Origin of the sequence: Paraburkholderia sacchari (assembly GCF_000785435.2) — a bacterium.
Lineage (GTDB): Bacteria > Pseudomonadota > Gammaproteobacteria > Burkholderiales > Burkholderiaceae > Paraburkholderia > Paraburkholderia sacchari.
The window spans coordinates 423505-448680 of record NZ_JTDB02000003.1 but is presented as its reverse complement, the minus strand read 5'-3'; the positions used below and the strand labels follow the sequence as shown (position 1 = coordinate 448680).

The 25176-nt window shown below is 62.6% G+C and carries 30 protein-coding genes and 3 tRNA genes; 16 read left to right on the top strand and 17 right to left on the bottom strand.

Annotated features, from left to right (window positions below; all coding sequences use genetic code 11):
- Window positions 1–331: 331 nt before the first annotated feature.
- A complete protein-coding gene (locus NH14_RS14330; RefSeq protein WP_027795377.1) occupies window positions 332–481 on the top strand; it encodes a hypothetical protein in 150 nt (49 codons plus the stop codon).
- 341 nt (window positions 482–822) lie between these two features.
- Window positions 823–1413 carry a chorismate mutase gene (locus NH14_RS14325; protein WP_035522388.1) on the top strand — a complete coding sequence of 197 codons (591 nt, stop codon included), beginning with the start codon at window positions 823–825 and terminating at the stop codon, window positions 1411–1413.
- Between the two features lie 34 nt (window positions 1414–1447).
- On the opposite strand, the gene NH14_RS14320 is transcribed toward NH14_RS14325, so the two are convergent.
- Window positions 1448–2611, bottom strand: a complete 1164-nt coding sequence (locus NH14_RS14320; protein ID WP_035522386.1) for an exonuclease domain-containing protein — start codon at window positions 2609–2611, stop codon at window positions 1448–1450.
- Between the two features lie 276 nt (window positions 2612–2887).
- Window positions 2888–3091, bottom strand: coding sequence for a cold-shock protein (locus tag NH14_RS14315; RefSeq protein ID WP_035522383.1), 204 nt, complete (start codon window positions 3089–3091; stop codon window positions 2888–2890).
- A gap of 399 nt (window positions 3092–3490) precedes the next feature.
- Here NH14_RS14315 and NH14_RS33490 point away from each other — a divergent pair, with 399 nt between their 5' ends.
- The 3 genes from NH14_RS33490 to NH14_RS14300 all read left to right on the top strand — a co-directional run bounded on the left by NH14_RS33490 (window position 3491) and on the right by NH14_RS14300 (window position 5395).
- Window positions 3491–3700 (top strand): hypothetical protein, encoded by a 210-nt coding sequence (locus tag NH14_RS33490; RefSeq protein WP_052147852.1) that lies wholly within the window; start codon window positions 3491–3493, stop codon window positions 3698–3700.
- Between the two features lie 17 nt (window positions 3701–3717).
- Entirely contained in the window at window positions 3718–4080 is a 363-nt protein-coding gene (locus NH14_RS14305; RefSeq protein WP_152617072.1) for a hypothetical protein, read from the top strand.
- 166 nt (window positions 4081–4246) lie between these two features.
- Window positions 4247–5395, top strand: coding sequence for a porin (locus tag NH14_RS14300; protein ID WP_035522380.1), 1149 nt, complete (start codon window positions 4247–4249; stop codon window positions 5393–5395).
- Between the two features lie 83 nt (window positions 5396–5478).
- Here NH14_RS14300 and greB read toward each other — a convergent pair whose 3' ends face one another.
- Window positions 5479–6042 carry a transcription elongation factor GreB gene (gene greB / locus NH14_RS14295; protein ID WP_035522376.1) on the bottom strand — a complete coding sequence of 188 codons (564 nt, stop codon included), beginning with the start codon at window positions 6040–6042 and terminating at the stop codon, window positions 5479–5481.
- Between the two features lie 179 nt (window positions 6043–6221).
- Here greB and NH14_RS14290 point away from each other — a divergent pair.
- A tRNA-Arg gene (locus tag NH14_RS14290) sits at window positions 6222–6298 on the top strand.
- Between the two features lie 80 nt (window positions 6299–6378).
- Window positions 6379–6455, top strand: a tRNA-Arg gene (locus NH14_RS14285).
- Window positions 6456–6530: 75 nt separating this feature from the next.
- Here NH14_RS14285 and NH14_RS14280 read toward each other — a convergent pair.
- From NH14_RS14280 to NH14_RS14260, 5 genes are all read right to left on the bottom strand, one after another.
- A complete protein-coding gene (locus NH14_RS14280; RefSeq protein ID WP_035522373.1) occupies window positions 6531–7034 on the bottom strand; it encodes a phage protein NinX family protein in 504 nt (167 codons plus the stop codon).
- A 97-nt stretch (window positions 7035–7131) separates the two neighbouring features.
- Window positions 7132–9498, bottom strand: coding sequence for a RelA/SpoT family protein (locus NH14_RS14275; RefSeq protein WP_035522370.1), 2367 nt, complete (start codon window positions 9496–9498; stop codon window positions 7132–7134).
- Window positions 9499–9624: 126 nt separating this feature from the next.
- Complete coding sequence (gene rpoZ / locus NH14_RS14270; RefSeq protein ID WP_006400783.1) at window positions 9625–9828, bottom strand: DNA-directed RNA polymerase subunit omega; 204 nt, start codon at window positions 9826–9828, stop codon at window positions 9625–9627.
- Window positions 9829–9867: 39 nt separating this feature from the next.
- Entirely contained in the window at window positions 9868–10590 is a 723-nt protein-coding gene (gmk, locus tag NH14_RS14265) for a guanylate kinase (protein ID WP_035522367.1), read from the bottom strand.
- A gap of 82 nt (window positions 10591–10672) precedes the next feature.
- Window positions 10673–11611, bottom strand: coding sequence for a YicC/YloC family endoribonuclease (locus NH14_RS14260; protein WP_035522364.1), 939 nt, complete (start codon window positions 11609–11611; stop codon window positions 10673–10675).
- Between the two features lie 274 nt (window positions 11612–11885).
- Here NH14_RS14260 and rph point away from each other — a divergent pair, with 274 nt between their 5' ends.
- From rph to NH14_RS14235, 5 genes are all read left to right on the top strand, one after another.
- A complete protein-coding gene (gene rph / locus NH14_RS14255; protein WP_035522362.1) occupies window positions 11886–12626 on the top strand; it encodes a ribonuclease PH in 741 nt (246 codons plus the stop codon).
- Complete coding sequence (gene rdgB / locus NH14_RS14250; RefSeq protein ID WP_035522360.1) at window positions 12619–13275, top strand: RdgB/HAM1 family non-canonical purine NTP pyrophosphatase; 657 nt, start codon at window positions 12619–12621, stop codon at window positions 13273–13275. Before rph ends, rdgB begins: the two co-directional genes overlap by 8 nt.
- A gap of 44 nt (window positions 13276–13319) precedes the next feature.
- Window positions 13320–14489, top strand: coding sequence for a radical SAM family heme chaperone HemW (gene hemW / locus NH14_RS14245; RefSeq protein ID WP_202031671.1), 1170 nt, complete (start codon window positions 13320–13322; stop codon window positions 14487–14489).
- Between the two features lie 66 nt (window positions 14490–14555).
- Window positions 14556–14645 (top strand) — tRNA-Ser (locus tag NH14_RS14240).
- A gap of 111 nt (window positions 14646–14756) precedes the next feature.
- Window positions 14757–16022, top strand: coding sequence for a tyrosine-type recombinase/integrase (locus tag NH14_RS14235; protein ID WP_237179627.1), 1266 nt, complete (start codon window positions 14757–14759; stop codon window positions 16020–16022).
- Between the two features lie 250 nt (window positions 16023–16272).
- Here NH14_RS14235 and NH14_RS14230 read toward each other — a convergent pair whose 3' ends face one another.
- From NH14_RS14230 to NH14_RS14200, 7 genes are all read right to left on the bottom strand, one after another.
- Window positions 16273–16416 carry a hypothetical protein gene (locus NH14_RS14230; protein WP_161790828.1) on the bottom strand — a complete coding sequence of 48 codons (144 nt, stop codon included), beginning with the start codon at window positions 16414–16416 and terminating at the stop codon, window positions 16273–16275.
- Complete coding sequence (locus NH14_RS14225; RefSeq protein ID WP_035522351.1) at window positions 16416–16673, bottom strand: hypothetical protein; 258 nt, start codon at window positions 16671–16673, stop codon at window positions 16416–16418. Before NH14_RS14225 ends, NH14_RS14230 begins: the two co-directional genes overlap by 1 nt.
- Complete coding sequence (locus tag NH14_RS14220) at window positions 16666–16905, bottom strand: hypothetical protein (RefSeq protein WP_035522348.1); 240 nt, start codon at window positions 16903–16905, stop codon at window positions 16666–16668. The genes NH14_RS14225 and NH14_RS14220 overlap by 8 nt, the downstream gene beginning before the upstream one ends.
- Window positions 16898–17122 carry a hypothetical protein gene (locus tag NH14_RS14215; RefSeq protein WP_035522346.1) on the bottom strand — a complete coding sequence of 75 codons (225 nt, stop codon included), beginning with the start codon at window positions 17120–17122 and terminating at the stop codon, window positions 16898–16900. Before NH14_RS14215 ends, NH14_RS14220 begins: the two co-directional genes overlap by 8 nt.
- Before the next feature lie 545 nt (window positions 17123–17667).
- Entirely contained in the window at window positions 17668–17967 is a 300-nt protein-coding gene (locus NH14_RS14210) for a hypothetical protein (protein ID WP_052147825.1), read from the bottom strand.
- The gene (locus NH14_RS14205; protein WP_035522342.1) at window positions 17964–18185 is read right to left on the bottom strand and encodes a helix-turn-helix transcriptional regulator; all 222 of its coding nucleotides are present in this window, start codon (window positions 18183–18185) and stop codon (window positions 17964–17966) included. Before NH14_RS14205 ends, NH14_RS14210 begins: the two co-directional genes overlap by 4 nt.
- Window positions 18186–18331: 146 nt before the next feature.
- Window positions 18332–19147: a hypothetical protein gene (locus NH14_RS14200; protein WP_152617071.1), complete on the bottom strand. Its 816-nt coding sequence runs from the start codon at window positions 19145–19147 to the stop codon at window positions 18332–18334.
- 1436 nt (window positions 19148–20583) lie between these two features.
- Here NH14_RS14200 and NH14_RS14195 point away from each other — a divergent pair.
- The 4 genes from NH14_RS14195 to NH14_RS14180 all read left to right on the top strand — a co-directional run bounded on the left by NH14_RS14195 (window position 20584) and on the right by NH14_RS14180 (window position 23616).
- Window positions 20584–20796 (top strand): hypothetical protein, encoded by a 213-nt coding sequence (locus tag NH14_RS14195; protein ID WP_035522333.1) that lies wholly within the window; start codon window positions 20584–20586, stop codon window positions 20794–20796.
- 164 nt (window positions 20797–20960) lie between these two features.
- Complete coding sequence (locus NH14_RS14190; protein WP_035522330.1) at window positions 20961–21497, top strand: TonB C-terminal domain-containing protein; 537 nt, start codon at window positions 20961–20963, stop codon at window positions 21495–21497.
- 449 nt (window positions 21498–21946) lie between these two features.
- A complete protein-coding gene (locus NH14_RS14185) occupies window positions 21947–23263 on the top strand; it encodes an MFS transporter (protein WP_035522329.1) in 1317 nt (438 codons plus the stop codon).
- A gap of 173 nt (window positions 23264–23436) precedes the next feature.
- Window positions 23437–23616, top strand: a complete 180-nt coding sequence (locus tag NH14_RS14180) for a hypothetical protein (protein WP_035522328.1) — start codon at window positions 23437–23439, stop codon at window positions 23614–23616.
- Between the two features lie 26 nt (window positions 23617–23642).
- Here the strand turns inward: NH14_RS14180 and NH14_RS33860 are convergent, their stop codons facing one another.
- Complete coding sequence (locus NH14_RS33860; protein ID WP_269151836.1) at window positions 23643–23768, bottom strand: hypothetical protein; 126 nt, start codon at window positions 23766–23768, stop codon at window positions 23643–23645.
- Between the two features lie 267 nt (window positions 23769–24035).
- A complete protein-coding gene (waaC, locus tag NH14_RS14175; protein WP_052147824.1) occupies window positions 24036–25043 on the bottom strand; it encodes a lipopolysaccharide heptosyltransferase I in 1008 nt (335 codons plus the stop codon).
- Between the last annotated feature and the right edge of the window lie 133 nt (window positions 25044–25176).

Here is a 25176-nt window from a genome sequence, read left to right as displayed (position 1 = left end):
AAGGCGGCAAGCAACGCACACCGATGCTTGCCGCGCTCCCAGAACGCCGCCGCGCCAGTGCGGCCGGGGGCCAGGGCAATCAGGGATAGTCAGGGACGAAGCCGCGCGCCGCGAGCGCAACGACTGGACCGGCACGGTCGTGAGCCGCGAATTCAGGCGGCACTCGAACGTCGATGGAGTGCAGCCGAATAATTATATTCCCGAGCAGTTAATAAGTTGTCCCGATGTGCAAATAAAGCAACAGGCACGCCGGAAAAGCTCCTTTGCGTTGGCCGGCACTAGCGCGATTGAAGGGCGGAGCCAGATAATTGCCTTACATAGGAGAAAGATCATGGACGCCAAACCGCCAAGGATTCCGACCCCGGACCAAGTATTCAGCCCGGATCCGGAACCGGTGGCCGTCGAGTTTCTCGGCGATGAATTGCCCGCACACGTGCGCGCATTTCTCGACGAGCAACGCAAGGCACACGAACAGAAGTGACGGAGCAGCGCACTCGCACTCGCGCTAGACGTGCAAGGCAGACGGCGACCCCGTGCAGGCATTGCCGGGGGTCCCTGCGCGCTTTCGAACGCACTATCGAAATGATGATGCACGTATTTGGTTGTGCGCGAAACGGAGAGTCTCGACTCGCCTGACGCACGCGCGTTGGACGCAACGCACGTGCGCGGTTCATCTTGTGCGCCGTTTGTGCGCTATCGCACCGACAACCCGGATTATTTTCTGCGGCATTGAAAACGTTTGCGGCAACTGCGGCCAGCAAGCGCCTCATAACCGGCTATCCTTCGCTTTTTCCTCTTCGGCCAGCCGGCCACCCTTTCGCAATGAAATCCGCTTTTCGTGCATTCGCGTCCTGCGCCGCCGCACTTCTCGTCATGTTGCCGGCTGCCTCGGCACGCGCCGACGGCGACGATACGGCGCTCACCAACCTCGTTGCGCTCGTCTCGCAGCGCCTCTCGCTGGCCGAGCCCGTTGCACACTGGAAATGGCTCAACCATAAGCCGATTACGGATACGCCGCGTGAAAACGCACTGCTCGCCGACGTGCAGAAACGCGCTGCGGCCGCCGGCGTCGATCCGGCGTTCGCCCGCACCTTCTTCCGCGACCAGATCGATGCAAGCACGCAAGTGCAGCAAGCGCTTTTCAAAAGCTGGCAATCGTCGCAAGCGCCCGCCGGTCCGGCGCCGGATCTCGCGACGGTCACACGTCCGCAACTCGATCGCCTTACGGCGCGGCTCATCGGCGCACTCGCGCGCGTACAGCCCACGCGCGCCGCAGACGACTGCCCTGCGCGCGTGGCGCGCGCAGTCGCAAACTGGAAGGAATTGACGCGTTACGACTCGACGCGCGCCGAGGCGATGATACGGGCGCTCGGCCATGTCTGCGAGGGCGGCGGCGTAGGCGGCATGGCTTAAGCGCTCCGACGTCCGCGCTCAAAGCTCAAGCCACTCAGACTGCGTTCGTCAGCCCGTCGGCAACCCGGTCCTGCAAAGGCAACACGCGCAAGCCCTTTTCGAGGCGGCTCTGCAAAATGCGCCACGTCGAAAGTTCGAACGGCGCATCGGCAGCGGCCGACGCCGCCACGAGACCCGCCGCCTGCGCCGCGCTCGCCACCGCGCCGAGATAGCACCAGCGATCAATAACGTGCAAGACGGGCTGGCCCTGCGTGGCATCGTGCTCCTCTACCAGCACGGCGCCGTCGAACGGCCAGGGCGCTCCCGCTGGATCTTGCTTCGAGACACGCGGCATGCGGTTGAACGACGGCCGCAATTGCGCGATCCATCGCGCTTCGACGAAGAGCGCACCGAGTTCCCCGCCGGTCGCCTGCCATTCCACGCGCCGGATCTGCTGCGCCATGCGCTGCTCGCGTGACGATCGCCGTTCGCCCGACAAATGCGAACGTACGCGCTGCCGCACGCGAACACTGCGGCCGACATAAAGCGGCACGTCGCTTTCGCCGAAAAATGCGTAGACGCCATGACCCGCCGGGGCAGTATCGATGAGATCGTCGGTGATATCGCCCGCGAGACGATGCCGGCGCGTCAGCCGCTCCACCTGTGCAGCGAGCATCTCCTCGGGCACGAGCCCCGGCAGGCGCTGCCAGAATTGCCAGAGCAGATCGGCGTCGGCGAGCGCGCGATGGCGGTCGGCCGGCACGAGCGCGTGACGCTCCACCAGCGCATCGAGACCGTGACGCTTCTCGGCCGGAAATAGCGCACGCGACAGGCGTACCGTGCACAGTACATCGGGATTGAACGTAAAGCCCGCGCGCTCGAACTCCGCACGCAGAAAACCACGATCGAAACTCGCGTTGTGCGCGACGAAAAGCCGGCCCGAGAGCCGCTCGAACAGCGCGGGCGCAATTTCGGCAAACGTCGGCGCTCCGCGGACCATAGCGTCTGTGATGCCAGTGAGCTGCTGAATAAAGGGGGGGATTGCTTGCTGGGGATCGACCAGCGAACTCCACCGCGTGGCCTGCCCATCCTTCACCTCGACGACCCCGACTTCGGTGATGCGGTGTTCGCCCACCGAACCACCTGTCGTTTCAAGATCCACGAAAACCAGCGGAACGTCGCCGGACGGCAATTCGGCGCTCAAAATGGTGTCGGACATGGTGAAGCAGTAAGACGAAGTGGGAAAATCGGCTAAGTATGCACCGTTTGGGCGAGGCGCGCAGGGTGTTTACGCCGCGGCGGCTTTCATGGCGGTGCGATTTAATTGCATTTTTGGCGAATCTTTTGAATTGGGGTTTTCCCGCCAAATGCATGGACTTCATAAAGGCGCGCAATATTATTACGCGCTCTTTGCACGCCGAAACAAAAAAGCCCTGGGGGCACCAGGGCTGTCTGTCGCGGGGAGCAGGCGCGCAGTCCCGCTCGCGTGCCGTGCTTACAGGGGCTGAATGTTTGCCGCCTGCTTGCCCTTCGGGCCGACCTTGACTTCGAACGAGACGCGCTGGTTCTCCTTCAGCGACTTGAAGCCGTCCGCACGGATCTCCGAGAAGTGTGCGAACAGGTCGTCGCCGCCGGCGTCGGACGTGATGAAGCCAAAGCCCTTCGCATCATTGAACCATTTGACAATACCGGTTTCCATCTTTCAGTTTCCCTAAAAATAAAATGACGCGGACAATATCCACGCGCCGAACGCCAACTGACTCGCCTCTCTGCACTCCACAATGGATTTGAAGCTGAAAGGAAATTCAGAATGGTCGTTATACGGGGAACGTCAATCGACCGTCAAGCGAATTTTTTATAACAGCAATCCCATTTCAGTGATAAACCAGCGGGCATCAAAAAGCATGCAAATATATATGCATAAGAAATGAATTACCTTGAACATGACTTTTTTTACTTCTTATGGAAGGCCGGCGCCGAATCGGGAAAAGCTACCTCAGATGTAACAATTCGTCTCAAACGTAAGTGTTTTTACCGGTTGTTCGAGTAATACATTCAATTCATGATGTGTGTCGTTAGCGTGCAATGGGAGGCGACCATGCTGACGGTATTGCGACGGTGGTTTCATTGGCTCGTACAGATCGACGGCGCCGGTCCGGAAAGCGGAGCGGCTGGCGAGTTCGAGGCGTACGGTTCGTGGCACGGCGACCATTGGCACAACCTGCTGTGTTCCCCTATGGACGCCCGGCACTATGTAATGGAAGACTGGAGCTTGCAGTCGGAGCCGCCCGAAGAGCCCAGCAGATAGGGGTTCAGCGGGGCCACATGGAGAATGACGCCGGGAGACTGGCGCAAAAAAAGAGCGCGGCAAGTAGCCGCGCCGACAAAGGTTTGGAGATCTTTTTCGTCAACGAAAAAGGCCACTTCGAAAAGCAGCTATTGAAGTATAGCCACTCCGCTGCGGATCCATTAACGCTGCCGCACACAATCATCTGTTACGCGGGCGGCAATAATCGCGACCGACCGAATTTGCGTTGTTTTTCACCAGCAATTGGTGTAGCGATCGCACAACGCCGTTCGGTTGACACTCCACCCCCGCCAATCTCAATCCCCGCTGAAAGCCCCAACCGGCAAGGCTTAACGCGAATCTCCGCATCATTTCAGATTTCGCAATACTTTATTGCGTGAATCGGAACGCCATCTTTCCGAACAGCCTCTCTACACTCTGCCTGTCTGGAAACCGACATCGACGGATTAACGCGCCACGCGAGTATTGCCTCTCGCTGCTCATCGCGTGGACGGTTTCCCAAACAGGGTTCAACGAAACCCATCTCTGTTCTCGGAGTTTACAAAGATGAAAAAGACTCTCATGGTCGCTGCCCTCACGGGCGTTTTTGCAACGGCTGCGCATGCGCAAAGCAGCGTGACGCTGTACGGCCTGATCGACGCCGGCATCACCTACGCAAACAACTCCGGTGGCCACAGCCTGTTTAAGGCATCGAGCGGCACGGTCAACGGCAGCCGTTGGGGCCTGCGCGGTGCTGAAGACCTCGGCGGCGGCCTGAAGGCAATCTTCACGTTGGAAAACGGCTTCAACATCATGAACGGCACGGCTAGTCAGTCGGGCCGCATGTTCGGTCGTCAAGCGTTCGTCGGTCTGGCAAGCGACCAGTTCGGCGCGGTCACCCTCGGTCGTCAGTACGACTCCGTGGTCGACTACCTTGCTCCGCTGTCGAACACCGGCACGCAATACGGCGGCACGATCGCAGCGCACCCGTATGACAACGACAACCTGAACAACTCGGTTCGTCTGAACAACACGATCAAGTACTCGAGCGTGAACTACGCTGGCTTCAAGTTCGGCGGCACGTACTCGTTCTCGAACAGCAGCGAATTCGCAAACAACCGCGCATACAGCGTTGGTGCGTCGTACAACTGGGGTGGCCTGAACGTTGCAGCCGGCTACCTGCACATGAACAACGACATCAACAACCTGGCACTGGGCGTTGGCAACTCGGGCGCGCAAACGGGTGAATACACGTTCGCAGCAGGCCGTCAAAGCACGTTCGGTGGCGGCGTGAACTACACGTTCGGCCCGGCAACGGCTGGCTTCGTCTACACGCAGACGCAACTGGGCAACGCGATTGGCATTTCGCCCACGCAGTCGGGTACGAAGAACGGCATCGGGATGGGCGGCAACAGCGCACGCTTCCAGAACTTCGAAGGCAACGTCCGTTACGCTCTGACCCCGGCACTGAGCCTGGCTGGCGCGTACACGTACACCCGTGCGAACTTCGGCGGCGGCGTGAACCCGAACTACAACACGGTCGCACTGCAGTCGGACTACGCACTGTCGAAGCGCACGGACATCTACCTGCAAGGCGACTGGCAACACGTGTCGTCGAACCAGGAAGGTATCGGCGCTTACCTGAACGGTCTGGGCTCGGCTTCGACCCGTCAAGACCAGGTCGCTGTGACGGTTGGTATGCGTCACCGCTTCTAAGCAGCACCGCGCAGGCCTCACGGGCCTGCTGTGCAGCTAAAAGGCGCCGCTTGCGGCGCCTTTTTTCATTTCTGCGCGAGGCTTTACGCTCCCGGCGCGGGATATCGCACGTCCAGCACGTCGACCGGCTCAGGCCCGGCAGGCGTGTGCAGCGTTACCTGGTCGCCGATTCGTGCCTTCAGGAGCGCGCGCGCAATCGGCGATACCCAGCTCACGTGGCCCTGGTCGAGATCAACCTCGTCGATACCCACTATCGTGACCGTATGAGATTCGCCATCCTCGGTGCCGTAATCGACGGTCGCGCCGAAGAACACCTGATCCACGCTTTCCTGGCGGCTGCTGTCCACCACCTCGGCCAGATCGAGCCGCTTGGTCAAAAAGCGAATGCGCCGGTCGATTTCGCGCAGTCTGCGCTTGCCGTAGATGTAATCGCCGTTCTCCGAGCGGTCGCCGTTCGAAGCGGCCCACGACACGAGCTTGACCACCTCGGGCCGCGCCTCGTCGATCAGATGCAGCAGTTCGCTGCGCATGCGTTCATAGCCGGCGGGCGTGATGTAGTTCTTGGTACCCGCAGGAATTTCGGGATGACCGGCTTCGAGATCGTCGTCGTCGTTGTCAGTCGATTCTTTGACAAATGCCTTGTTCATGATGGTTCGGTTCACTACACGTTGCTTGCAGCAGCTTCGGGCCCAACTGCGGACTCTAACGAGGGGCCCCACTTCGGACCTGCGCCCTTCCTCTCAGGTTACACGAAGCGCGCCCGCCAACAAATCGCGATAAGGGTCTTCCCTTTTTTAAAAAGGTTGCTATAATCTCACTTCTGCGTGCGGCTGTAGCTCAGTTGGATAGAGTACTTGGCTACGAACCAAGGGGTCGTGGGTTCGAATCCTGCCAGCCGCGCCACCTTTTTGCGAGTTTTGCCCAAGCCTGACCGGTGCAAACCTCAAGCAGTACACTGCAGTAAGTAGTATCGTTTTTAGCGTGCGGCTGTAGCTCAGTTGGATAGAGTACTTGGCTACGAACCAAGGGGTCGTGGGTTCGAATCCTGCCAGCCGCGCCACCTCTCGAAGGGCCTTCCTGAATCAGGAAGGCCCTTTGTTTTTGTGCCTTGCTCATTGCTTTTACGGGCGTTCGTTCAGCGCGGGGCCGCGCCAATATCGCCGATCTGTGCATCCGGGCGCGGCAGGTCATCCACGTCGCCAATCGCACTCGGCGCTCCCACTGGCGCCATAGTCGTGCCCAGCACGGCCTGTGGCCGTCGCAGCACCTCCTCCACCGTGTCGCCAAAACGGCTCTTAACGAACGCGCGCAGCAGGGCCTCACGCGTCGTGGCACCGCGCGCTTCGACTTTGCCTTTGCGGGGACTGCCCTCGAACTGTGCCACGCAGCGCGCCGGTTCATCGGTCTGCGGTTCGTGCGAATCGCTTAGCTCGAAACACCGGGCGCGATCGAGCACCACGCCAGCGGCCTCCCACGACGTGGATGGCTCGAAGCGCCCGTCCCACGGCCGGCCGCGGTCGCTGCCGCGCACCGCGACGGTCTCGCCGCTATCCGTGAAATAGATCTCCCGCACGAAGTCCGGCAGGCTGCGCGCCACCCAGTAATCGAGCGCGAGGCCGGTCAAGTCAGCTACGTTCATTGCTTTGCCTCGTTTCCGGTTGAAACAGAGCACGGCGCGGGCCGCGTCAGGCACGAGGTGTGTGCAGGCAGCGCCCACTCAGAGGCTGCCAGCGCCGTCAATAATCGGCGCGCTCGCGCTCGATGCGCATGCCACCCTCGTGGCGATGGTGCCCTTCGTCGCTGGGACGCTCGCGCGTGATACGCATGACGTCCGGATTCGTGCGCACGCGACGCATGACGTTCGCGAGGTGCACACGGTCGCTCACCTGGATTACGAAGCGCAGGAAGTTGGATTCCTGCGCGAGGTCGTCGTCCATGGCGATATGCACGATGTTGGCGTCTGCGGACGTAATGTCGGCGGCCACGCGGGCGAATACGCCCTTCGTGTTCTTCACGAGCACCTTAACGGCAACGTCGAAAAGACGCCCCGGTTGCGGCGCCCACGCCACGTCGATCCAGCGGCCCGGATCGCGCCGGTGAATACGCTGAGCGACACGGCAGTCGGTGGTGTGAATCGCCATGCCGAGGCCGATGCCGATATAGCCCATGATGTCGTCGCCCGGAATCGGGCGGCAGCAGGCCGAAAGCTGCACCGACATGCCCTCGGTGCCGGTGATGACCACGGGCGGCGCATGCGGCGCGCTCGCGTCGCGCTGCGGATGCTGGTGATCGTCATCGTCGGCGTCCTGGCCGCTGATCAGCACTTCGATGCGCTTGGCCATGACCGCCGCCACGCGCCGGCCGAGGCCGATGTCCGCGAAGATCTCCTGGCGATTCTTGTTGCCGGTCCACAGGACCAGCTTTTCCCACACTTCCGGCGTGACATCCGCAAGCTGGTAGCCATAGCCCTTGAGCGCCTGGTCGACGAGACGCTCGCCAAGCTGCACCGACTCCGTGAGCCGCATCGTCTTCAGATAGTGACGAATGGCCGAGCGCGCCTTGCCGGTGCGCACGAAACCGAGCCATGCGGGATTCGGCTTCGAATACGGCGCGGTGATCACCTCGACGATGTCGCCGCTCTTCAATTCCGTGCGCAGCGGCAGCAGTTCGTTGTTGATCTTCACGGCGACGCACTGGTTGCCCAAGTCGCTGTGGATCGAATACGCGAAGTCGAGCGCCGTGGCGCCGCGCGGCAGCGCCATGATCTTCGACTTCGGCGTGAACACATAGACGGCATCAGGGAACAGGTCGATCTTGACGTGTTCGAGGAACTCGCTGGAGTCGCCCACCTCGCTCTGGATATCGAGCAGCGACTTGAGCCACTGGTGCGCGCGCTTCTGGACGTCGTTGAGATCGGCGCTGCCGTTCTTGTAGAGCCAGTGCGCCGCCACGCCTGCTTCGGCGACTTCGTGCATCTTGCGCGTGCGCACCTGGAACTCGATGGGCGCGCCGAACGGACCCACCAGCGTGGTGTGCAGGGACTGATAGCCGTTCACTTTCGGAATGGCGATGTAGTCCTTGAACTTGCCCGGCACGGGCTTGTAGAGCGCATGCAGCGCGCCGATGCAGGTGTAGCACTCGAGCGGCGAGTCCACCACCACGCGAAAACCGTACACGTCGAGCACCTGCGAGAACGACAATTGCTTGTCGCGCATCTTCTTGTAGATGCTGAAGATGGTTTTCTCGCGGCCGGTGACCTCCGCGTCGATCTTCGCGTCGGCGATCGCGCGCTGCACTGATTCCAGAATCTTGCTCACCACCTCGCGGCGATTGCCGCGCGCGGCCTTCACCGCTTTTTCGAGCGTGGCGTAGCGATTCGGATTGAAGTTCGCGAAGCTCAGGTCCTGCAGCTCGCGATAGGTATTGTTCAGGCCAAGGCGATGCGCGATGGGCGCGTAGATGTCGATGGTCTCGCGCGCCACGCGGCGGCGCTTCTCGGGCGGAACCGCGCCAAGCGTGCGCATATTGTGCAGGCGGTCGGCGAGCTTCACGAGAATCACGCGCACGTCGCGCGCCATCGCGAGCAGCATCTTGCGGAAGTTTTCCGCCTGCGCTTCTTCGCGATTGCGAAACTCCATCTTGTCGAGTTTCGACAGGCCGTCGACCAGTTCCGCGACCTTCGGACCGAAACGCTCGGCGAGCTCGGTCTTGGTCACGCCCTGGTCTTCCATCACGTCGTGCAGCAGCGCTGCCTGGATCGACTGGGCGTCGAGCTTCCAGCCGGCGCAGATTTCCGCGACGGCAACGGGATGGGTGATATAGGGTTCGCCACTCTGACGATATTGCCCGAGGTGGGCTTCATCGCTGAAGTGAAACGCCGCTTTGACTTCCTTGATTTCCTCGGGCGTGAGGTAGCCGGAAAGCGCTGCGGTCAGATTGGCGATGGAAACGACACCGTGCTTGCGAGGCTGCTCCGGTGTGGCGGTCGGCCCGAACAGATGACGAAACGACTGTTCGAGGACCGCGTCGATGTAATTGCGCGCAGGGCTGGCAGTCTCGGCTTCCTGGTCCACCTCGGTGGCCGGCGAGGGCGTGGTGCTCATGTTCCCCTCCGTATCAGGTCTGGCGTTGACGGTTTGCGCGCGGTGCGCGATGCCCGGCGCGAATTACATGACGAATGGGTACTACAGTGTACTGCGTTGTCCCACGTGCAACTGTGCGGCGCACCGTTAGACGGGCACCTTTTTCAGCATTTCCAGACCGACCTGGCCAGCCGCGATCTCGCGCAGCGCGACGACAGTAGGCTTGTCGCGGCTTTCGATCTTCGGCGTGTGGCCTTGGGCGAGCTGGCGTGCGCGATACGTTGCAGCGAGCGCCAGTTCGAAGCGATTCGGAATTTGTTTCAGACAGTCTTCGACGGTGATGCGGGCCATGTCGGGTTCCTTCCCATTTCAGCAGGTTCTTATTCTACCTTATGTGCCCGATGCGCCGGGCTGCGGCTGGTGGATACCGAGCTGCACGAATAGCTCGGTGTGCCGCGCGTATTGCGACGCAAAGCGCAGACGCGTTGCGCTCACGATATTGCGCAATTCCTGCAGCGCACGATCGAAGTTCTCGTTGATCACGACATACTCCGCTTCGCTCGCGTGCGCCATCTCGCTACCCGCTGCAAGCAGGCGTCGCGTGATGACATTGGGCTCGTCTTCGCCGCGCTTTTTCAGGCGCTCGGCAAGCGCATCGAGCGACGGCGGCAGGATGAAAATTTCCACGGCATTGCGAAACCGCTTCTTCACCTGTTGCGCACCCTGCCAGTCGATTTCGAGCAGCACGTCATGGCCGATTTTCATCTGCTCTTCGATCCACACGCGCGACGTGGCGTAGTAGTTGCCATGCACTTCCGCGCTTTCGAGAAACTCGTCGTCGGCATGACGCGAGAGAAAATCGTCGACGCTCGTGAAGTGATAGTGCTCGCCGTCACGCTCCTTCGAGCGCGGTGCGCGCGTGGTGTACGAAATCGACAAACGGATCGCGCTGTCTTCGGCGAGCAGCGCGTTCACGAGCGTGGACTTGCCCGCGCCCGACGGTGCCACCACCATGAAAAGATTGCCCGGATAGACGCCCGCGTACGGATTGCGCGGTTTCGTTTCTGCCTTGCCGCCGCTATGGCTGCTCTGGCTGCTGGATTGGTCGATCATATTCGTTGCTTCCTGAATGGCTGTTGAGTTGCTACCTTTGCCGCGTTGCCCTGAGTTTCCATAAACGCGCGGCACGCCATGTTTATTCGAGGTTCTGCACCTGCTCGCGCATCTGCTCGATGAGGAGCTTGAGCGTCATCGAGGCATCGGCGAGTTCCTTCGCGGCCGCCTTCGAGCCGAGCGTATTCGCTTCGCGATTGAGCTCTTGCATCATGAAGTCCAGACGCTTGCCCACGCGGCCGCCCTTCTCGATCACATGACGCGTTTCGCCCAGATGCGCGGTGAGGCGCGAGAGTTCTTCAGCGATGTCGATGCGGATGCCGTACATCGTCACTTCCTGGCGGATGCGCTCGGAAATTTCCTCGCGCGTAACATTGCCGATCGTGCCGTTGCCGTTCGCGCTTTCCGGCGCGGCAATGCCGAGCGCTTCCTGCAAGCGCTCGACGATCTTCTGCTGATGCTTGACGATCAAGTCCGGCACGAGCGGCGTGATCTTCGCGACGATCGACTCCATTTCCGTGACGTTCGCGAGCAGCATGTTCGCGAGTTGCGCGCCTTCGCGCGCACGCACGTCGATCAGGTCGGCGATGGCCTGCTTGCCGCAGCCGAGCACCGCGTCGCGCAGCACTTCGGGCGCCACGCCGCTTTCCGCAAGCACGCCCGGCCAGCGCAAAATCTCGCCGGTGCGCAGACGGCCCGACTCGGGAAACGCTTCGAGCACGGCGCGCTCGAGCGTCGCGAGCTGTTCGAGCGCATCGCGGTTGAGCGCGCCCGCGCTGGCAGCCTGTTCGCTGCGCTGGATGTTGATGCGGATATCGACCTTGCCGCGCGAGAGCTTTGTCATCAGCATTTCGCGCAGCGTGGGCTCGCACACGCGCACGTCTTCGGGCATGCGGAAGTTCAGGTCGAGAAAACGCGAATTCACGGTGCGCAGTTCGACGGAAACACTGGCGCCGCCCGTGCCCGATGCCGCGACGAGTTCGCGCGTGGCGCTGGCATAGCCGGTCATGCTGTAAATCATGGTTCGTCTCGCGATAAAGCCATGGCCGAGCGCTTCGTGAAAAGCGCGGGCCACGACAAGAGGAATCGAGGCGCCCGGCGTGGTTTCGTGCTGGCTGTCGTGCTGGCAATAACGCGCGGGGCGGAGAACCCCTATTATCCCATTTTTGGCAACGCCACCGCCGCGCGCAGCGGGCCCCACGCCCGGCCCCTGGTGCGCGCCCATCGCCTGCCGTGCGAAGACGGTAAAATTACGGTTTCCCCTTCCTGTTTCGTGCCCTCGTGCACGCCCGACGATGACCCAATCCATCCAGCGCCCCTCCGGCCGCACCGCCGACCAGCTTCGCGACGTCCGCATCACCCGCCATTACACGAAGCACGCCGAAGGTTCGGTCCTGGTCGAATTCGGCGACACCAAGGTGCTGTGCACCGCGAGCGTCTCCGAAAGCGTGCCGCCGTTCCTGCGCGACAAGGGCCAGGGCTGGCTCACCGCCGAATACGGCATGCTGCCGCGCGCCACCCATACGCGCAGCGACCGCGAAGCCGCGCGCGGCAAGCAGACTGGCCGCACCCAGGAAATCCAGCGCCTGATCGGCCGTGCGATGCGCGCCGTGTTCGACCTCGAATTGCTCGGCGCGCGCACCATCAATCTCGACTGCGACGTGCTGCAAGCCGATGGCGGCACGCGCACGGCCAGCATCACGGGCGCGTTCGTGGCGGCGCACGACGCCGTCACGAAACTGCTCGCGACGGGCCGCGTCGAGCGTTCGCCGATCACCGACTACGTGGCGGCGATCTCGGTAGGCATGTACGAAGGCGTGCCGGTGCTCGACCTCGACTATGACGAAGACTCGCAGTGCGACACCGACATGAACGTCGTGATGACCGGCTCCGGCGGAATGGTCGAAGTACAAGGCACCGCCGAGGGCGCAGCATTCTCGCGCACCGAATTGAACGCGCTGCTGGATCTCGCGCAAAGCGGCATTGTCTCTCTGATCGAAAAGCAGAAGGCCGCGCTGGAGATCGCGCATGGCTAATTCGCCGGATACGGCTACGCCGGGCGTCGCCACGCCGGGCGTAGCCACGCTTTCGCGCGTCGTGCTCGCCTCGAACAACGCGGGCAAGCTGCGCGAGTTCGCGGCGCTGCTGGGCGCAGCGGGCATCGAACTCGTGCCGCAAGGCGCATTGAATGTTCCGGAAGCCGAGGAGCCGCACATCACGTTCGTCGAGAACGCGCTCGCCAAAGCGCGCCATGCGGCGAAGCTCACGGGCCTGCCCGCCCTCGCCGACGACTCCGGCCTGTGCGTGCCCGCATTGCGCGGCGCGCCGGGCGTCTATTCGGCGCGCTATGCGCAGCTTGCGGGCGGCGAGAAGAGCGACGCGGCAAACAACGCGCTGCTCGTCGAAAACCTCAAGGCGCATGCCGATCACCGCGCCTACTACTACTGCGTGCTTGCGCTCGTGCGCCATGCCGACGACCCAGAACCGCTGATCGCCGAAGGCCGCTGGCACGGCGTCGTGATCGACGCGCCGCGTGGCGAGAACGGCTTCGGCTACGACCCGTACTTCTACCTTCCGGGACTCGAAGCCACGGCCGCCGAACTCGATCCCGCGCTGAAGAACGCATCGAGCCATCGCGCCATCGCCTTGCGGCAACTGCTCGCGCGGCTGGAGGAGCTAGCGTGAGCCAGCAGCATCGCACCGGCATCGACGTGATCCAGTCGTTCACGATGCCTGGCAGCATCCGCCTGACTTCGCTGCCGCCGCTATCGCTTTACGTGCATTTCCCGTGGTGCGTGCGCAAATGCCCGTATTGCGATTTCAACTCGCACGAATGGAAAGGCGAGCGCTTTCCCGAAGACGACTACCTCGACGCGCTGCGCGCCGACCTCGAACACGCGCTGCCGCTCGTGTGGGGCCGCCAGGTGCACACGGTGTTCATCGGCGGGGGCACGCCCAGTTTGCTCTCGGCGGCGGGGCTCGATCGCCTGCTCTCCGACGTGCGCGCGCTGCTGCCGCTCGACGCCGATGCCGAAATCACGCTCGAAGCGAACCCCGGCACCTTCGAAGCCGCGAAGTTCGCGCAATTTCGCGCGAGCGGCGTGAACCGCCTTTCGGTGGGTATCCAGAGCTTCAACGAAGCGCACCTGAAAGCGCTCGGGCGCATTCACGACGCCGCGCAGGCGCGGCATGCCGTGGAGGTTGCGGCAAACACGTTCGACAATTTCAATCTGGACCTGATGTTCGCGCTGCCGCAGCAGACGCTGGCCGAATGCCAGGCCGATATCGATATGGCGCTTTCGTTCGCGCCACCGCATTTGTCGCTCTATCACCTCACGCTCGAACCGAACACGCTGTTCGCGAAGTTCCCGCCCGAAGTGCCCGACGACGATCTGTCGGCCGACATGCAGGAGTGGATTCACGCGCGCACGGCCGAAGCCGGTTATGGCCGGTACGAAGTGTCGGCCTATGCGCAGCCGAACCGGCAGAGCCGCCACAACCTCAACTACTGGCGTTTCGGCGATTACCTGGGCATTGGCGCGGGCGCGCACTCGAAGCTGTCGTTCCCGAACCGCATCGTGCGGCAGGTGCGCTACAAGCACCCGGCTACGTTCATCGAAGAAGCGCGCGCGGGCAAGCCGATCCAGGAAGAGCACGAAGTCAGCGCGCGCGATCTGCCGTTCGAGTTCATGCTCAATGCGCTGCGGCTCGTAGAGGGCTTCCCCGTGCATCGCTTCCTGGAACGCACCGGCCTGCCGATCACGACGATCGAGCCCGCGCTGCAGGAAGCGGAGAAGCGCGGGCTGATCCTGCGCGACTACGAGAAGATCGTGCCCACGGAGCTGGGTCAGCGGTTTCTCAACGACCTGCAGGAGCTGTTTCTCAAAGAGCCTGTCTGAGGCTCAAATCAAGATGAATGGGGGACTGCCGGCGCGCACGGATTTCGGGTTACAATGCGCGGCTCCGGAGGTGTGGCAGAGTGGTTGAATGCACCGGTCTTGAAAACCGGCGAAGGGGTAACCCTTCCGTGAGTTCGAATCTCACCGCCTCCGCCAGAACGACGTTTCAGACAGCCCCACAAAACCCCGCCAACCCTTGACACACAAGGCTTTCCGGCGAAACCCCAGTTCCGAGAAGTACCGTAAAATACCGCAAAATCCCCGTTTTTGGCGGGTACTTTTCCGGGTACTTTTTCAGGGTTTCCAGCCATGCCCGAAAGCCTTCTACGCGACCTGCAATGCCGTAACGCGAAGCCACGCGCGAGCGCCTACCGGCTGCGCGATGGCGGCGGCCTGTTCCTCCAGATCAAAGCCAACGGTCTGAAGTACTGGCAGTTCCGGTACATGAAACCGGACGGCCGCGAAGGGCTGATACAGATCGGCCCGTATCCTCGCCTCACACTCGACGCGGCGCGAGCTGCGCGCAACGAACACCGCGCGTCGGTATCGCGCGGCGACGATCCGTCCGTGTTGCGTAAGCAGGACAAGGCCCGTCGCAAGATCGACGCGGCCCGCTCGCTGACGTTCAAACAATGCGCGACGGCCTACATTGACGCGCGCAGCGCCGAATGGGTGAACCCGAAACACACCCAGCAGTGGACGAACACGCTGACCACCTACGCTTACCCGATCATCGGCGCATTGCGGCCCGCCGATATCGACACGGACCTGATACGGCGCGTGCTGGAGCCGATCTGGCTCGCCAAAAATGAGACCGCCTCGCGCCTGCGTGGACGGCTCGAAAACATCCTTGACTGGGCAAAGGTGCGCGGCCTGCGCGAAGGCGAGAATCCCGCCCGCTGGAACGGCCACCTCGATCAATTGCTGGCGGCCCCGTCGAAGGTGCAGAAGCCCAACCACCACGCGGCGCTGCCCTTTGCCGATATCGGGGCGTTCGTAATCGAGCTGCGCCGCATGGTGGGGACGGCGGCGCGGGCGCTGGAGTTCGCGATTCTCACGGCCATGCGGACAGGCGAAGTGATCGGCGCACGGCCGGGAGAGTTCGACCTGTCGGCACAACTCTGGACCGTTCCAGCGGAGAGGATGAAGGCGAAGCGGCCGCACCGCGTACCGCTATCGTCTGAGGCGCTCGCCTTGCTGCGTGCGCTTCCGTCCACGTCCGTTGACGGGCCGATTTTCGAGGGGCGGCGCGAAGGCCGGCCGCTCTCGAACATGGCGATGCTGCAACTACTGGAGCGCATGGGCCGGGGCGAGCTGACCGTTCACGGCTTCCGCTCGACGTTCCGCGACTGGGCCGCCGAATGCACACCGTTTCCCAATGAGGTGGTGGAGATGGCGCTCGCACACGCGATCCGCGACAAGACCGAGAGCGCGTACCGCCGTGGCGATCTGTTCGACAAGCGGCGCGAGCTGATGGAAGCGTGGGCCAAGCACATCAAGGCCGAAGTGAGGAAGGCCGCCAAGCCCCGCTAAAAGCCCATTTCCAGCGCCTCACGCGGGCGCTTTCCTGCTGCGCCGGAATGGAGGCGCGGCGGGGCGTCTTTGCGCGCTGCCATCGCTCTGGCGGGCTACAAGGTAGGAGCAAGCGCCAGACGGCGAGAGGCAACGGCGCCAGACGGCCATAGCTCTGACCCCTCCCCCCCTCCAAAACTTGCGCGCATAAAAATCTGACTGAACTGGCGGTCCTGACCGGGTGCAAGCCAACCTTTTGGCTCCCCCCCGGCTACCGCGTGCCGTACTCCGCAACGCCCGCGCCGCCGAGCTGCACGCCGGTAAGCTCCGCCAGCGCCCGCAAGGCATACGCGGTCTGTTCAACTTGGAAAGCGGCTTCCTTGGGGCTGGCGGCCTTGTTCGTGGTGTTGTTCATCACGCCAGCTCCTCCGCTACTGCCCGCCGCCATGCCGCGTCAAAATCGCCCGCATCGCATGAGGTGGAGTCGATGTAATCGCCAAGCGTTGCGGTTCCTTCGCGCGCAAGCTCCGCCAGCAAGCTATCGTTGTCGGCCGATGCGATCCGCTCGATAGCGAGAAACAGGGTATTGGCTCGCTCCATGCCTTCGAGCGCTCGGCCGGCCGTACTGTTGGCTGCATCAAGTACGCTTTTGAGAGTGTTCAGCTCACGCATGTGGCACCTCCGACCTATACCGCTCGCGCTGGCCTTCCATCGAAGCCGCCCATTCCTCGGAGAGGCGCACGCCAACATCCGCCAGCCCTCGAACGGTCGTGAATTCGGCGCTCATGTACGACACGGCCTCGAACAGTGCGCCGAGCTGGTACAGCTTGCGCGCGCAATCATCGAAGTACAGCGCGGCCTCTCGCACGCTTGGGGCTTCGTCCCACGCTTCGCGCTTACCCATGCGACACCTCCAGCCCTTGAACGAGCGCGGCGCGGGCCGCTTTCGCCATGCCTTCGAGCGCGCCGAAGATTGACACGCGTTCCAGCACATCGAGGCGTCCGAACGCGGCGGCCACTTCGTCCGTGGAAAACAGGTTCGTGAGCGCGGCCAGCTCGGCAAGGCGTATAACCGCCGTGTCGATATCGGCGGCGGGCGTGGCGTGCTGGCGGTTATCCATTGCACACCTCCACGCGGGCCAGTTCGGCAAGACGGCGCAAGGCATCGCCAGTCGCATCGAGCGCAGCGGAATCGCTGGGCGCAAGTGCGGCGGCGCGGAGCGCAGCACGGATGATTTCGAGGGGAGATTGCGATTGCCCGATATGGGCGTGCGGAAACACTGGACGCATGGCGCGGCCTCCTTAGGTGTGGGAGACCCGGCCGCCGTCGCCAAACGGGGTGGCCGGGCACAAGACAGGGTTGGCGAACCGGCCCCAAGGAAACCGGCAGACCCGAAGGTCTCCCCACCAAGGCCCGACCATTGAAGGCGTGCGAAGGCGCACGGACGAAAAAATAGCCGCGTTGCTGGCGGCTCGTCCGCCTTGGGGGTTCCGGTCGCCAAACCGGCTCGCTGTTGTCTCAGCGAGTCCCCAGTATACCCCGGCCCGCCACGCGGCCCAAGCGACGGCAGCGCGCACTGAAACCGGGTTTCGGCCACCGCCCGTCGAATTGCTCCAGCGAAGGGCCGCAACGCCCGCGCCCGATTGGCCGCCGCCGCTCTCGGTTTCACGGCCGCGCCTTTCCCGCCAGCATGAACACCGCCAGATCCATTTGTGCGATGGCTTTCTTGATGCGTGACGGGAAATGCCGTGCGTCGCGCTCGAAGATCGCCGCCGCTGCGAACAGGTTACGCGCGGCGGCTGTCCGCTCGCCGTCCGTACACTGCCCGAAGGCATCGCGGTAGCGGTCGCGGAGCGCGTCCAGTCTCGCGGCATGTAGCGCCGCCTGGGCGGCGCGTGTCGCTTGCTTCTCCGATGCGATTCGGGCCTTGGCTTCCGCCAGCGCGTTAAACGTCGCGGCGGTCATTCCTTGCCCTCCACGCGCGGCAGCGCCGCGAGCCATGCCTCTACCTCGGCTTCATCGAATCCGATCGACCGCTCACCGAGCTTGAGCGGCGTGACGAACGTGCCGGATTGAATGCGCCGGTAAATCTCGGTCTTGCTCAGACCGATGCGTTGGGAGAGCGCACGCATACGGATGATGCGGCGCGGGGCGGCAGGTGTAGCTTTGTTGGGTGTCGGCATGTTCGCTCCTGTATCAGATGCGCCCGCATGGACTAAGCGGGACGCTGGAGCGAATGCTAGATACCGAAACGAAACGACTGCAAAGGCCGAAAACAGTAGTTGCGCTTCAAGCGCTCACAACGCAAGTACTGTTCTCAGTAGTTGCGTTACTTCGAGCGGAGATATTCATTGCGAAGTGCGCGGATATACGCGGGCGTCACCTCGAATTCCTTGGCAAGATCGGCCGCGTAGCTGCGGGCGGTGATCTGAATCCCGCGTTCATGATCGGACCGGATGCGCGCGAGCTTGGCGTCTCTCGCATCTTCCCGTACCTGACGCGCCGCCTCCGTTTGCTTTTTCGGCGCGACAACGCGGCACGACGGGCGGTCGTTGACCAGCTCACACAAAAGGCGGGTTGTCACCCACGCTGGCGCTTCGTCACTCCACTGCGCCTTAAACAGCGAAAGGGCCACGCCATCCGTAGCAGGCAAGCGGGACAAGTCAGAGAGGGACGCCACCTGTTCGACATATTGTGTGGTTGCAAGCACCGTGAAGCCGAGCCGGTCCATAGCCGCCAACACTCGCTGAATCTCCGGCCGCTTGCGCCAGCGCGAGAACCAATCCAGCCAGTGTTTCGCATCACTGCGCGCCAACGCATCGCGCACTACGCGGTCGCTTTCCCGGCCCACGAGGCGCGCAGAAAGATCGCCTGCGCTACCGATCCAGTCCTGCGCCCTCCACGAAGGGAATAGGTGCGTAAAGTCCACCTTGCCCGCCAGTGACTCGGCCGCCGAATTAGCCGTCAGCGACTTGATTATTTCCTGTGTTTGTCGGTGGGCTTCGAGCTGCCAACGGCCCTGCGCCGACAGGCAATCTCCGACCACCGCGCGCCTGAACGACTCAGCAGAAGCCCGCACGCCTGCTACGTCAGCGACGTCCAACGCTCGCTGGCAAAGCTCTGTAAGGCCGGAATTTTCAGTCATCGCGGGAACCCTCATCGGCGCATTTAGCGCTGCTTATTTTATCCCGCAACGTTCCATACGTCTCGCACCGCGCCGCCGCGTACTTTGGCGCGCCGTATGGCCTCGCTAGGCGCGTATCATCGTTCCGATTGCATAATGGGATAAAGCGTCATACGCCTCTCGCTGCGGCGCTCGGATATTTTGATTTCCATCAACAGATGGGGGCCGGTCTCGAAACGGTTTTGTCATTGATTTTTCTCTCAGGATAGGCACCACAACGAGGTAAGAGGGTTCGCCATTTCGCCGGGGCGGCATGGTTGCTCCACTCGCGGAAAAAGATACACCATCAGACACCCGAATGCTCAGACCTCCCAGAGCCGCATGGCGGGCGGCAATATGGATCGATCTGACAGGCCATAGAAACGTGGTTGCGCTCGCGCATCAGTATGGACCCCGGCCATCAACCGATAATGCCCGTACAAGCAGGCTCGGAGCCCTTTTCTTCGCGGCGGGCAAACTGGCGGCAATTGCGCCGCCAGCCCACACGCTTTACCTCGGTTTCGGATACAACATCAGCAGTTCCGCGTCTGACAAGCCCGCGTGCGGATGTTGCCTCATATGCGGCTGCCAGTACTGCATCCCCAACGGGCCGCATATGCGCACTGCCTCGACCCTTCCAGTCAAACTCGCCCGGACGCGCTTCAGGTGCTCATGCGTCGGCTCGTCGAATTTAGGCTGATCTCGATCCATTGAATTCTCCAAATTGAATCTGCGTTTATGGAACGAACAGCCTAAGCCCCGCCGACGACCTACCTCGCTTGCTCTTTTCCTAACCCGGACCTCATCACAGGAAAACTCAGTTTCCGACTCCCCGCGCGCCGTGGTAGGCGGCGGTGCGGAGACTCCTTTGCGCGGAGCGTTCCAGAGGCGGGTACTTTGCCACCGGCCGCCGTGATTGGCCGCTGCCCTTGCCTCCAAAGTGCCATATCATTGGAGACACTTTGGAGACAACCTGGAGACGGGCAAAAGCCTTATAGAATATGGGCTCTATAGGCTAGACACATATTGTCTCCACGTCTCCAAGCGTTTTTGCTCGCCGGGAGGCAGCACACGGCCCGCCAGCGCTCGCCGTAGCGCCGACCAAATCCGGGTACTTCTTCGGGTACTTTCTTCCCGCATCGGCCTTAAAGCCTTATCCAGTAAGGATCAAAGAAAGACACCGCCTCCGCCAGCTGCTCCCCTACTCGTCTGTCCCCCCCCTCAATTGCCCCCATGGCCCCTCGGCCCATGCCACAAGCACGTCTTGGCGATACTTCACGCCTGCAGCCGGGAGCGATGTGATTAAACTTAAGGGTCGCATGCGTATATCGCCGCCATATACCATGCCACCTATACGGCAGATATCTAGGTGAAAACCCTATGGTGCTGTACAATCCTGCTCATTAAGAGGATCAACCATGCCGCACCGTTTCCAACTGCTTGAAAAATTCGCATTTTCGATCGTTGTCCTGTTTGCCGTGATCTGCTCGAGCTACATCGCTTGGGAAAGCTCGCCGGATCTGCGCGCCAACCTCGAAGTCGGCAAGGAGCTCTTCCTGAAGAGCGGCGAGTACTCGTACGCCTGCGCCACCGTTTCCGGCGATCCGTGCGCACAGTTCCCCATCGAATAAGCGTTCGACACGTCTTTCCCGCAGTTTGACTCTCGCCGCCTTGCTCAAGGCGGCCCAGGCGGCCTCGAACGCACACCCGGATAAGCCACGCGGGTGACTGCGGATTGAAACCCCGCTCGTTTCGACTAAGCTCGAATCTGGTTTCGCATCCGAGCCTGCTCGCCATGCTCATCCGCGTTCGCCCGCGCAGCGGCCTTGCAGCCGTGAGCGCCATTAGCCACAGGCCCACCTGCAACTGCCTGCTGCGTTATCTCGGCTCGTCCTTGCTGCTCGCGCTCGCGAGCGCCTGCACGATCACACCCGCGACTCGCCCGGCACTGGTAATTCCGCCCCAGGCGATCAACAGCGTGGCGCTCGACGAGTATCGCGCCGCCGTGGCGAAACGCATCGTCGAACGCAACCCGTCCCATGTGCTGCACGGCACGCCTCAGGCGATGCTGCGCTCGCTCGTGGTCGTGTCGTTCACGGTCAATCGCGACGGACAGATCGTGAAGTCGTCGGTCTACCGCACCAACGGCGACTACGATTCAGAAGCCACCGCGCTCGTCACGCTGCGCCACTCGGCACCGCTGCCGCCGCCGCCGCCGCACCTGCTCAACTCTATCGGCCAGATCGAATTGTTCGAAGACTGGCTCTTCAACGACGACGGCAAATTCCAGTTGCGCTCGCTCGCTTCACCGCAGGCACAGAACTTCAACTGAATCCCGCAGGTGTCGCTACACCTTGCGGGCACCTTGCTGCGCGTTGCGAACGGTCGTTATAATTTTTCGTTATCCCCTGCCGGCATTTGCCCGGCCATGCGCATTGGCGCGGCGCCACCCCCGCCACGCCCCAATGCGCGTCCCGACCGTCGCGCGGCTACGTCTGATGTCCGCCTTGCGCTTATCCGAGCGCGCCCGGCCGGTTCCCGCTTCGTGTACACACCCGCTCTCGCACGAGGCATACTGCTAGATCGTTGCCTGCGCAAGGATGGCGCCAACGCCTCCGCCAATGGAGCGCGACGCCGCTGTCTTGAGACCACTCAGCCACGCCGCCAGCCTGCCAGCTTCGAACCCTGAACAAAAGACGCCTGCGCCGCGCCTGGCCCGTCGCGCGCCGGAACGCGCAAGGCGCGCTTCACACAGACAGTACAACGACCGGAGACCCATCGATGTCCACTTCTCCCATTTCGCCCGCGCGCGCCGATCAGGCAGACGCAGCGAAGCAGCAAAGCGCCGCGCGAGTGATCTTCGCGAGCTTCATCGGCACCGCGATCGAGTTCTACGATTTCTATGTGTACGCAACGGCCGCCGCACTAGTGATCGGCCCGGTGTTCTTCCCGCATGGCTCGGCCACGGCCCAGGCGCTTTCCGCGTTCGTGACATTCGGCATCGCGTTCATCGCGCGGCCGATCGGCTCGTTCATCTTCGGCCACTTCGGCGACCGTATCGGCCGCAAATCGACGCTCGTCGCTTCGCTGCTCGTGATGGGCCTGTCCACCACGCTGATCGGCTTCGTGCCCGGCTACGACTCGATCGGCAGCCTTGCGCCGATCCTGCTGTGCGTGCTGCGCTTCGGCCAGGGCATCGGCCTCGGCGGCGAATGGGGCGGCGCGGCGCTGCTCGCGACCGAATACGCACCGGAGGGCAAGCGCGGCTGGTTCGGCATGTTTCCGCAGCTCGGGCCCTCGGTGGGCTTTCTGGCATCGAACGGTTTGTTCTTCGGTCTCGCCTCCACGCTCTCCGACCAGCAATTCCGCGACTGGGGCTGGCGCGTGCCGTTCATCGTCTCGGCGGTGCTCGTTGCGCTGGGGCTCTATGTGCGCCTCAAGATTGCCGAAACGCCGGCATTCAAGGCCGCCATCGAGCGCGAGGAGCGCGTGCGCGTGCCGGTCGCCACGCTGCTTTCGAAGCACTGGTGGCCGACGCTGCTCGGCGCGCTCGCGATGGTGGTCTGCTACACGCTGTTCTACAACGCCACGGTGTTCTCGCTCTCGCATGGCGTGAGCGCCCTGCATATCCCGCGCCCAACTTTCCTCGGCATGCTGTGCATCGCGGTGGTGTTCATGGGCATCGCCACGCCGATCTCGGCCTGGCTGTCCGACCGCTTTGGCCGCAAGCCGGTGCTGATCGTCGGCTGCATCGCCGCGATCCTTTCGGGCTTCACGATGCAGCCGCTGCTCGGCAGCGGCTCGCTGCCGCTCGTGCTGCTCTTCCTCGTGATCGAGCTGTTCCTGATGGGCGCCACCTTCGCACCGATGGGCGCTCTCCTGCCGGAACTCTTCCCTACCAGCGTGCGCTACACGGGCGCGGGCGTCGCGTACAACCTGGGCGGCATCCTGGGCGCGTCGGTGGCGCCGTATATCGCGCAGGTGCTCGCCGCGCGCGGCGGCCTCTCATGGGTTGGCGCGTATGTCTCGATCGCGGCATGCGTGAGCCTCTTCGGCGTGTTGTGCATGCGCGAAACGCGTCATACGTCGCTGACTTGATTCACGGTGCTGATTCGCAGCCCTGATCCACTGCTCCGAATCACAGCGCACCGGCAACAAAAAAAGCGGAGTCCGCGCAAACGCGGATTCCGCTTTTTTTATTCGCCAGCGACACTGCGTGCCTATACTCGATTAAACGAGGTCCGCGTCCGTCTGCGGGGGGGAGTTCAACCATGAACCTGCATCTGAGCAACGCCGATATCGTGCTGATGATCGCTCTCGCGCTAGGTATCTCACTCGTCCTGGCCTTCCGGCTGCGCACGGCGACCTGGCGTTCAGTCGTGCTGGAAGCGCTGGTTGCCAACGCCGCGGCGATCGCGGCAGTGGTTGCAGTCGAGTTGCTGCTTGCCTGAACGCACCGCCACGCTCGACGCGAGTCTCATCGATAGTAATAGCCGTGGTGGTAGCCGCCGCCGTAATAGCCACCCGCCGGCACCACGACGCACCCGCCCAGCGCCGCCGCGAGCAATGCACCTGCAATCAGGGTACGCGTCAATCGTTTCACTTCGTTCTCCCATCGAGTCAATGTCTGTTGTCCTGCATGGCCGGCCCTTGTGGGCTGCGGACGTTTTCGATTGAACACGACGGCGAACGCCTGAGGCGTTGCAATTTGTAAGAACCGGTGTGGCCTGTGTTACAGCCCGTGCAATGTCTCGCGGACGCACGCGCCGTCAGCGCCGCGCACGGCAGGCAACGGCGACACTTTTAACAACTATGTAATGAGAAAACAGCGGAGAAGCGGCACCGCAGAACGCGGTGCCGCGCATGCTATTCAGGCCGCGGTTGCGAGCGGCCCTTTCGATGCATCGCCGCCATTGCGCGCAGGATAAACGCGATCGACAGCATCGAGCGCAACCGCGACAGGCGGCACGTGATGTCCGTCGCCGACCGAGATCGAACGGTTGGGCGCACGCACGCCAAGATGCTCGGCGTCAGTCGCAACGAAGATCATGACGGTTGGCTTGAGCAGCGCGTGACCGAGATGCACGAAACCCGTGTCGGTGCCGACCACGAGCGAGCAGTCTTCGATGCGCTGCGCGACCTGCGAAACCGTGAGGCGCGGCAGCACCGTGGCGCCCGGCACGAGCGCCGCGATCTCGCGCGCGGTGGCATGCTCGGCATCCGAACCCCATGGCAATTCGATGCGCAGACCACGCGCAATCAGTGCGCGGCACAGCTCACCCCAATGCTCGACGGGCCACTTCTTCTCTTCCTTCGAAGTGGCGTGGAAGATCAGCGCTGTGGGTGCATCGGGTGCGGGAAGCGCCGTGCCGTCGCGTGGGATCCGCATCTGGAAATCGGGCGGCGTATCGATTTTGTAGCCCAGCGCCTCGCCCGTACTGATGCGCATGCCCAGCCACGCGTCGCACTTCGGGCGCGGACCGAAGCGGCCGTTATAGGCGAAGGCCGCGCCGCGCTCGCCGAGATCCTGGGCGAGATAGCCGAAGCGACGCCGACCGCGCGCAATAAACGAAATGATCGCGCTCTTGTAGACACCGTGAATATCGATGATTGCGTCGTAGCGCTCGGCACGCAACTCGGCGATCGATTCCCAGATCGCCTTCAAATCGCTCCATCGGCGCGATTTCTTGAAGCGGCGCAGCGGGGCGCAGAACACGCGGTCGACGCCGGCGTTCCAGCGCACGATATCGGCGAATGCCTCGTCGGAGGCCCAGTCGACCTTCACGCCGGGGAATGCGCGTTGCACATCGGCCACGACCGGAAGCGCCTCGACGATATCGCCGAGTGAAGTCACTTTGACAATCAAGACTCGTTTCATTGTGCTGCGAACCTGCGAGGTCCGATTTCCATGATTTGCCTGAATTTTTCCCGAGATTTTAACGGAGCGGGACCGCGCCCAGCGGACAAATCTGCGAGTGCGCCTGAAATTCATCGGACCCTTCTTTCATGCA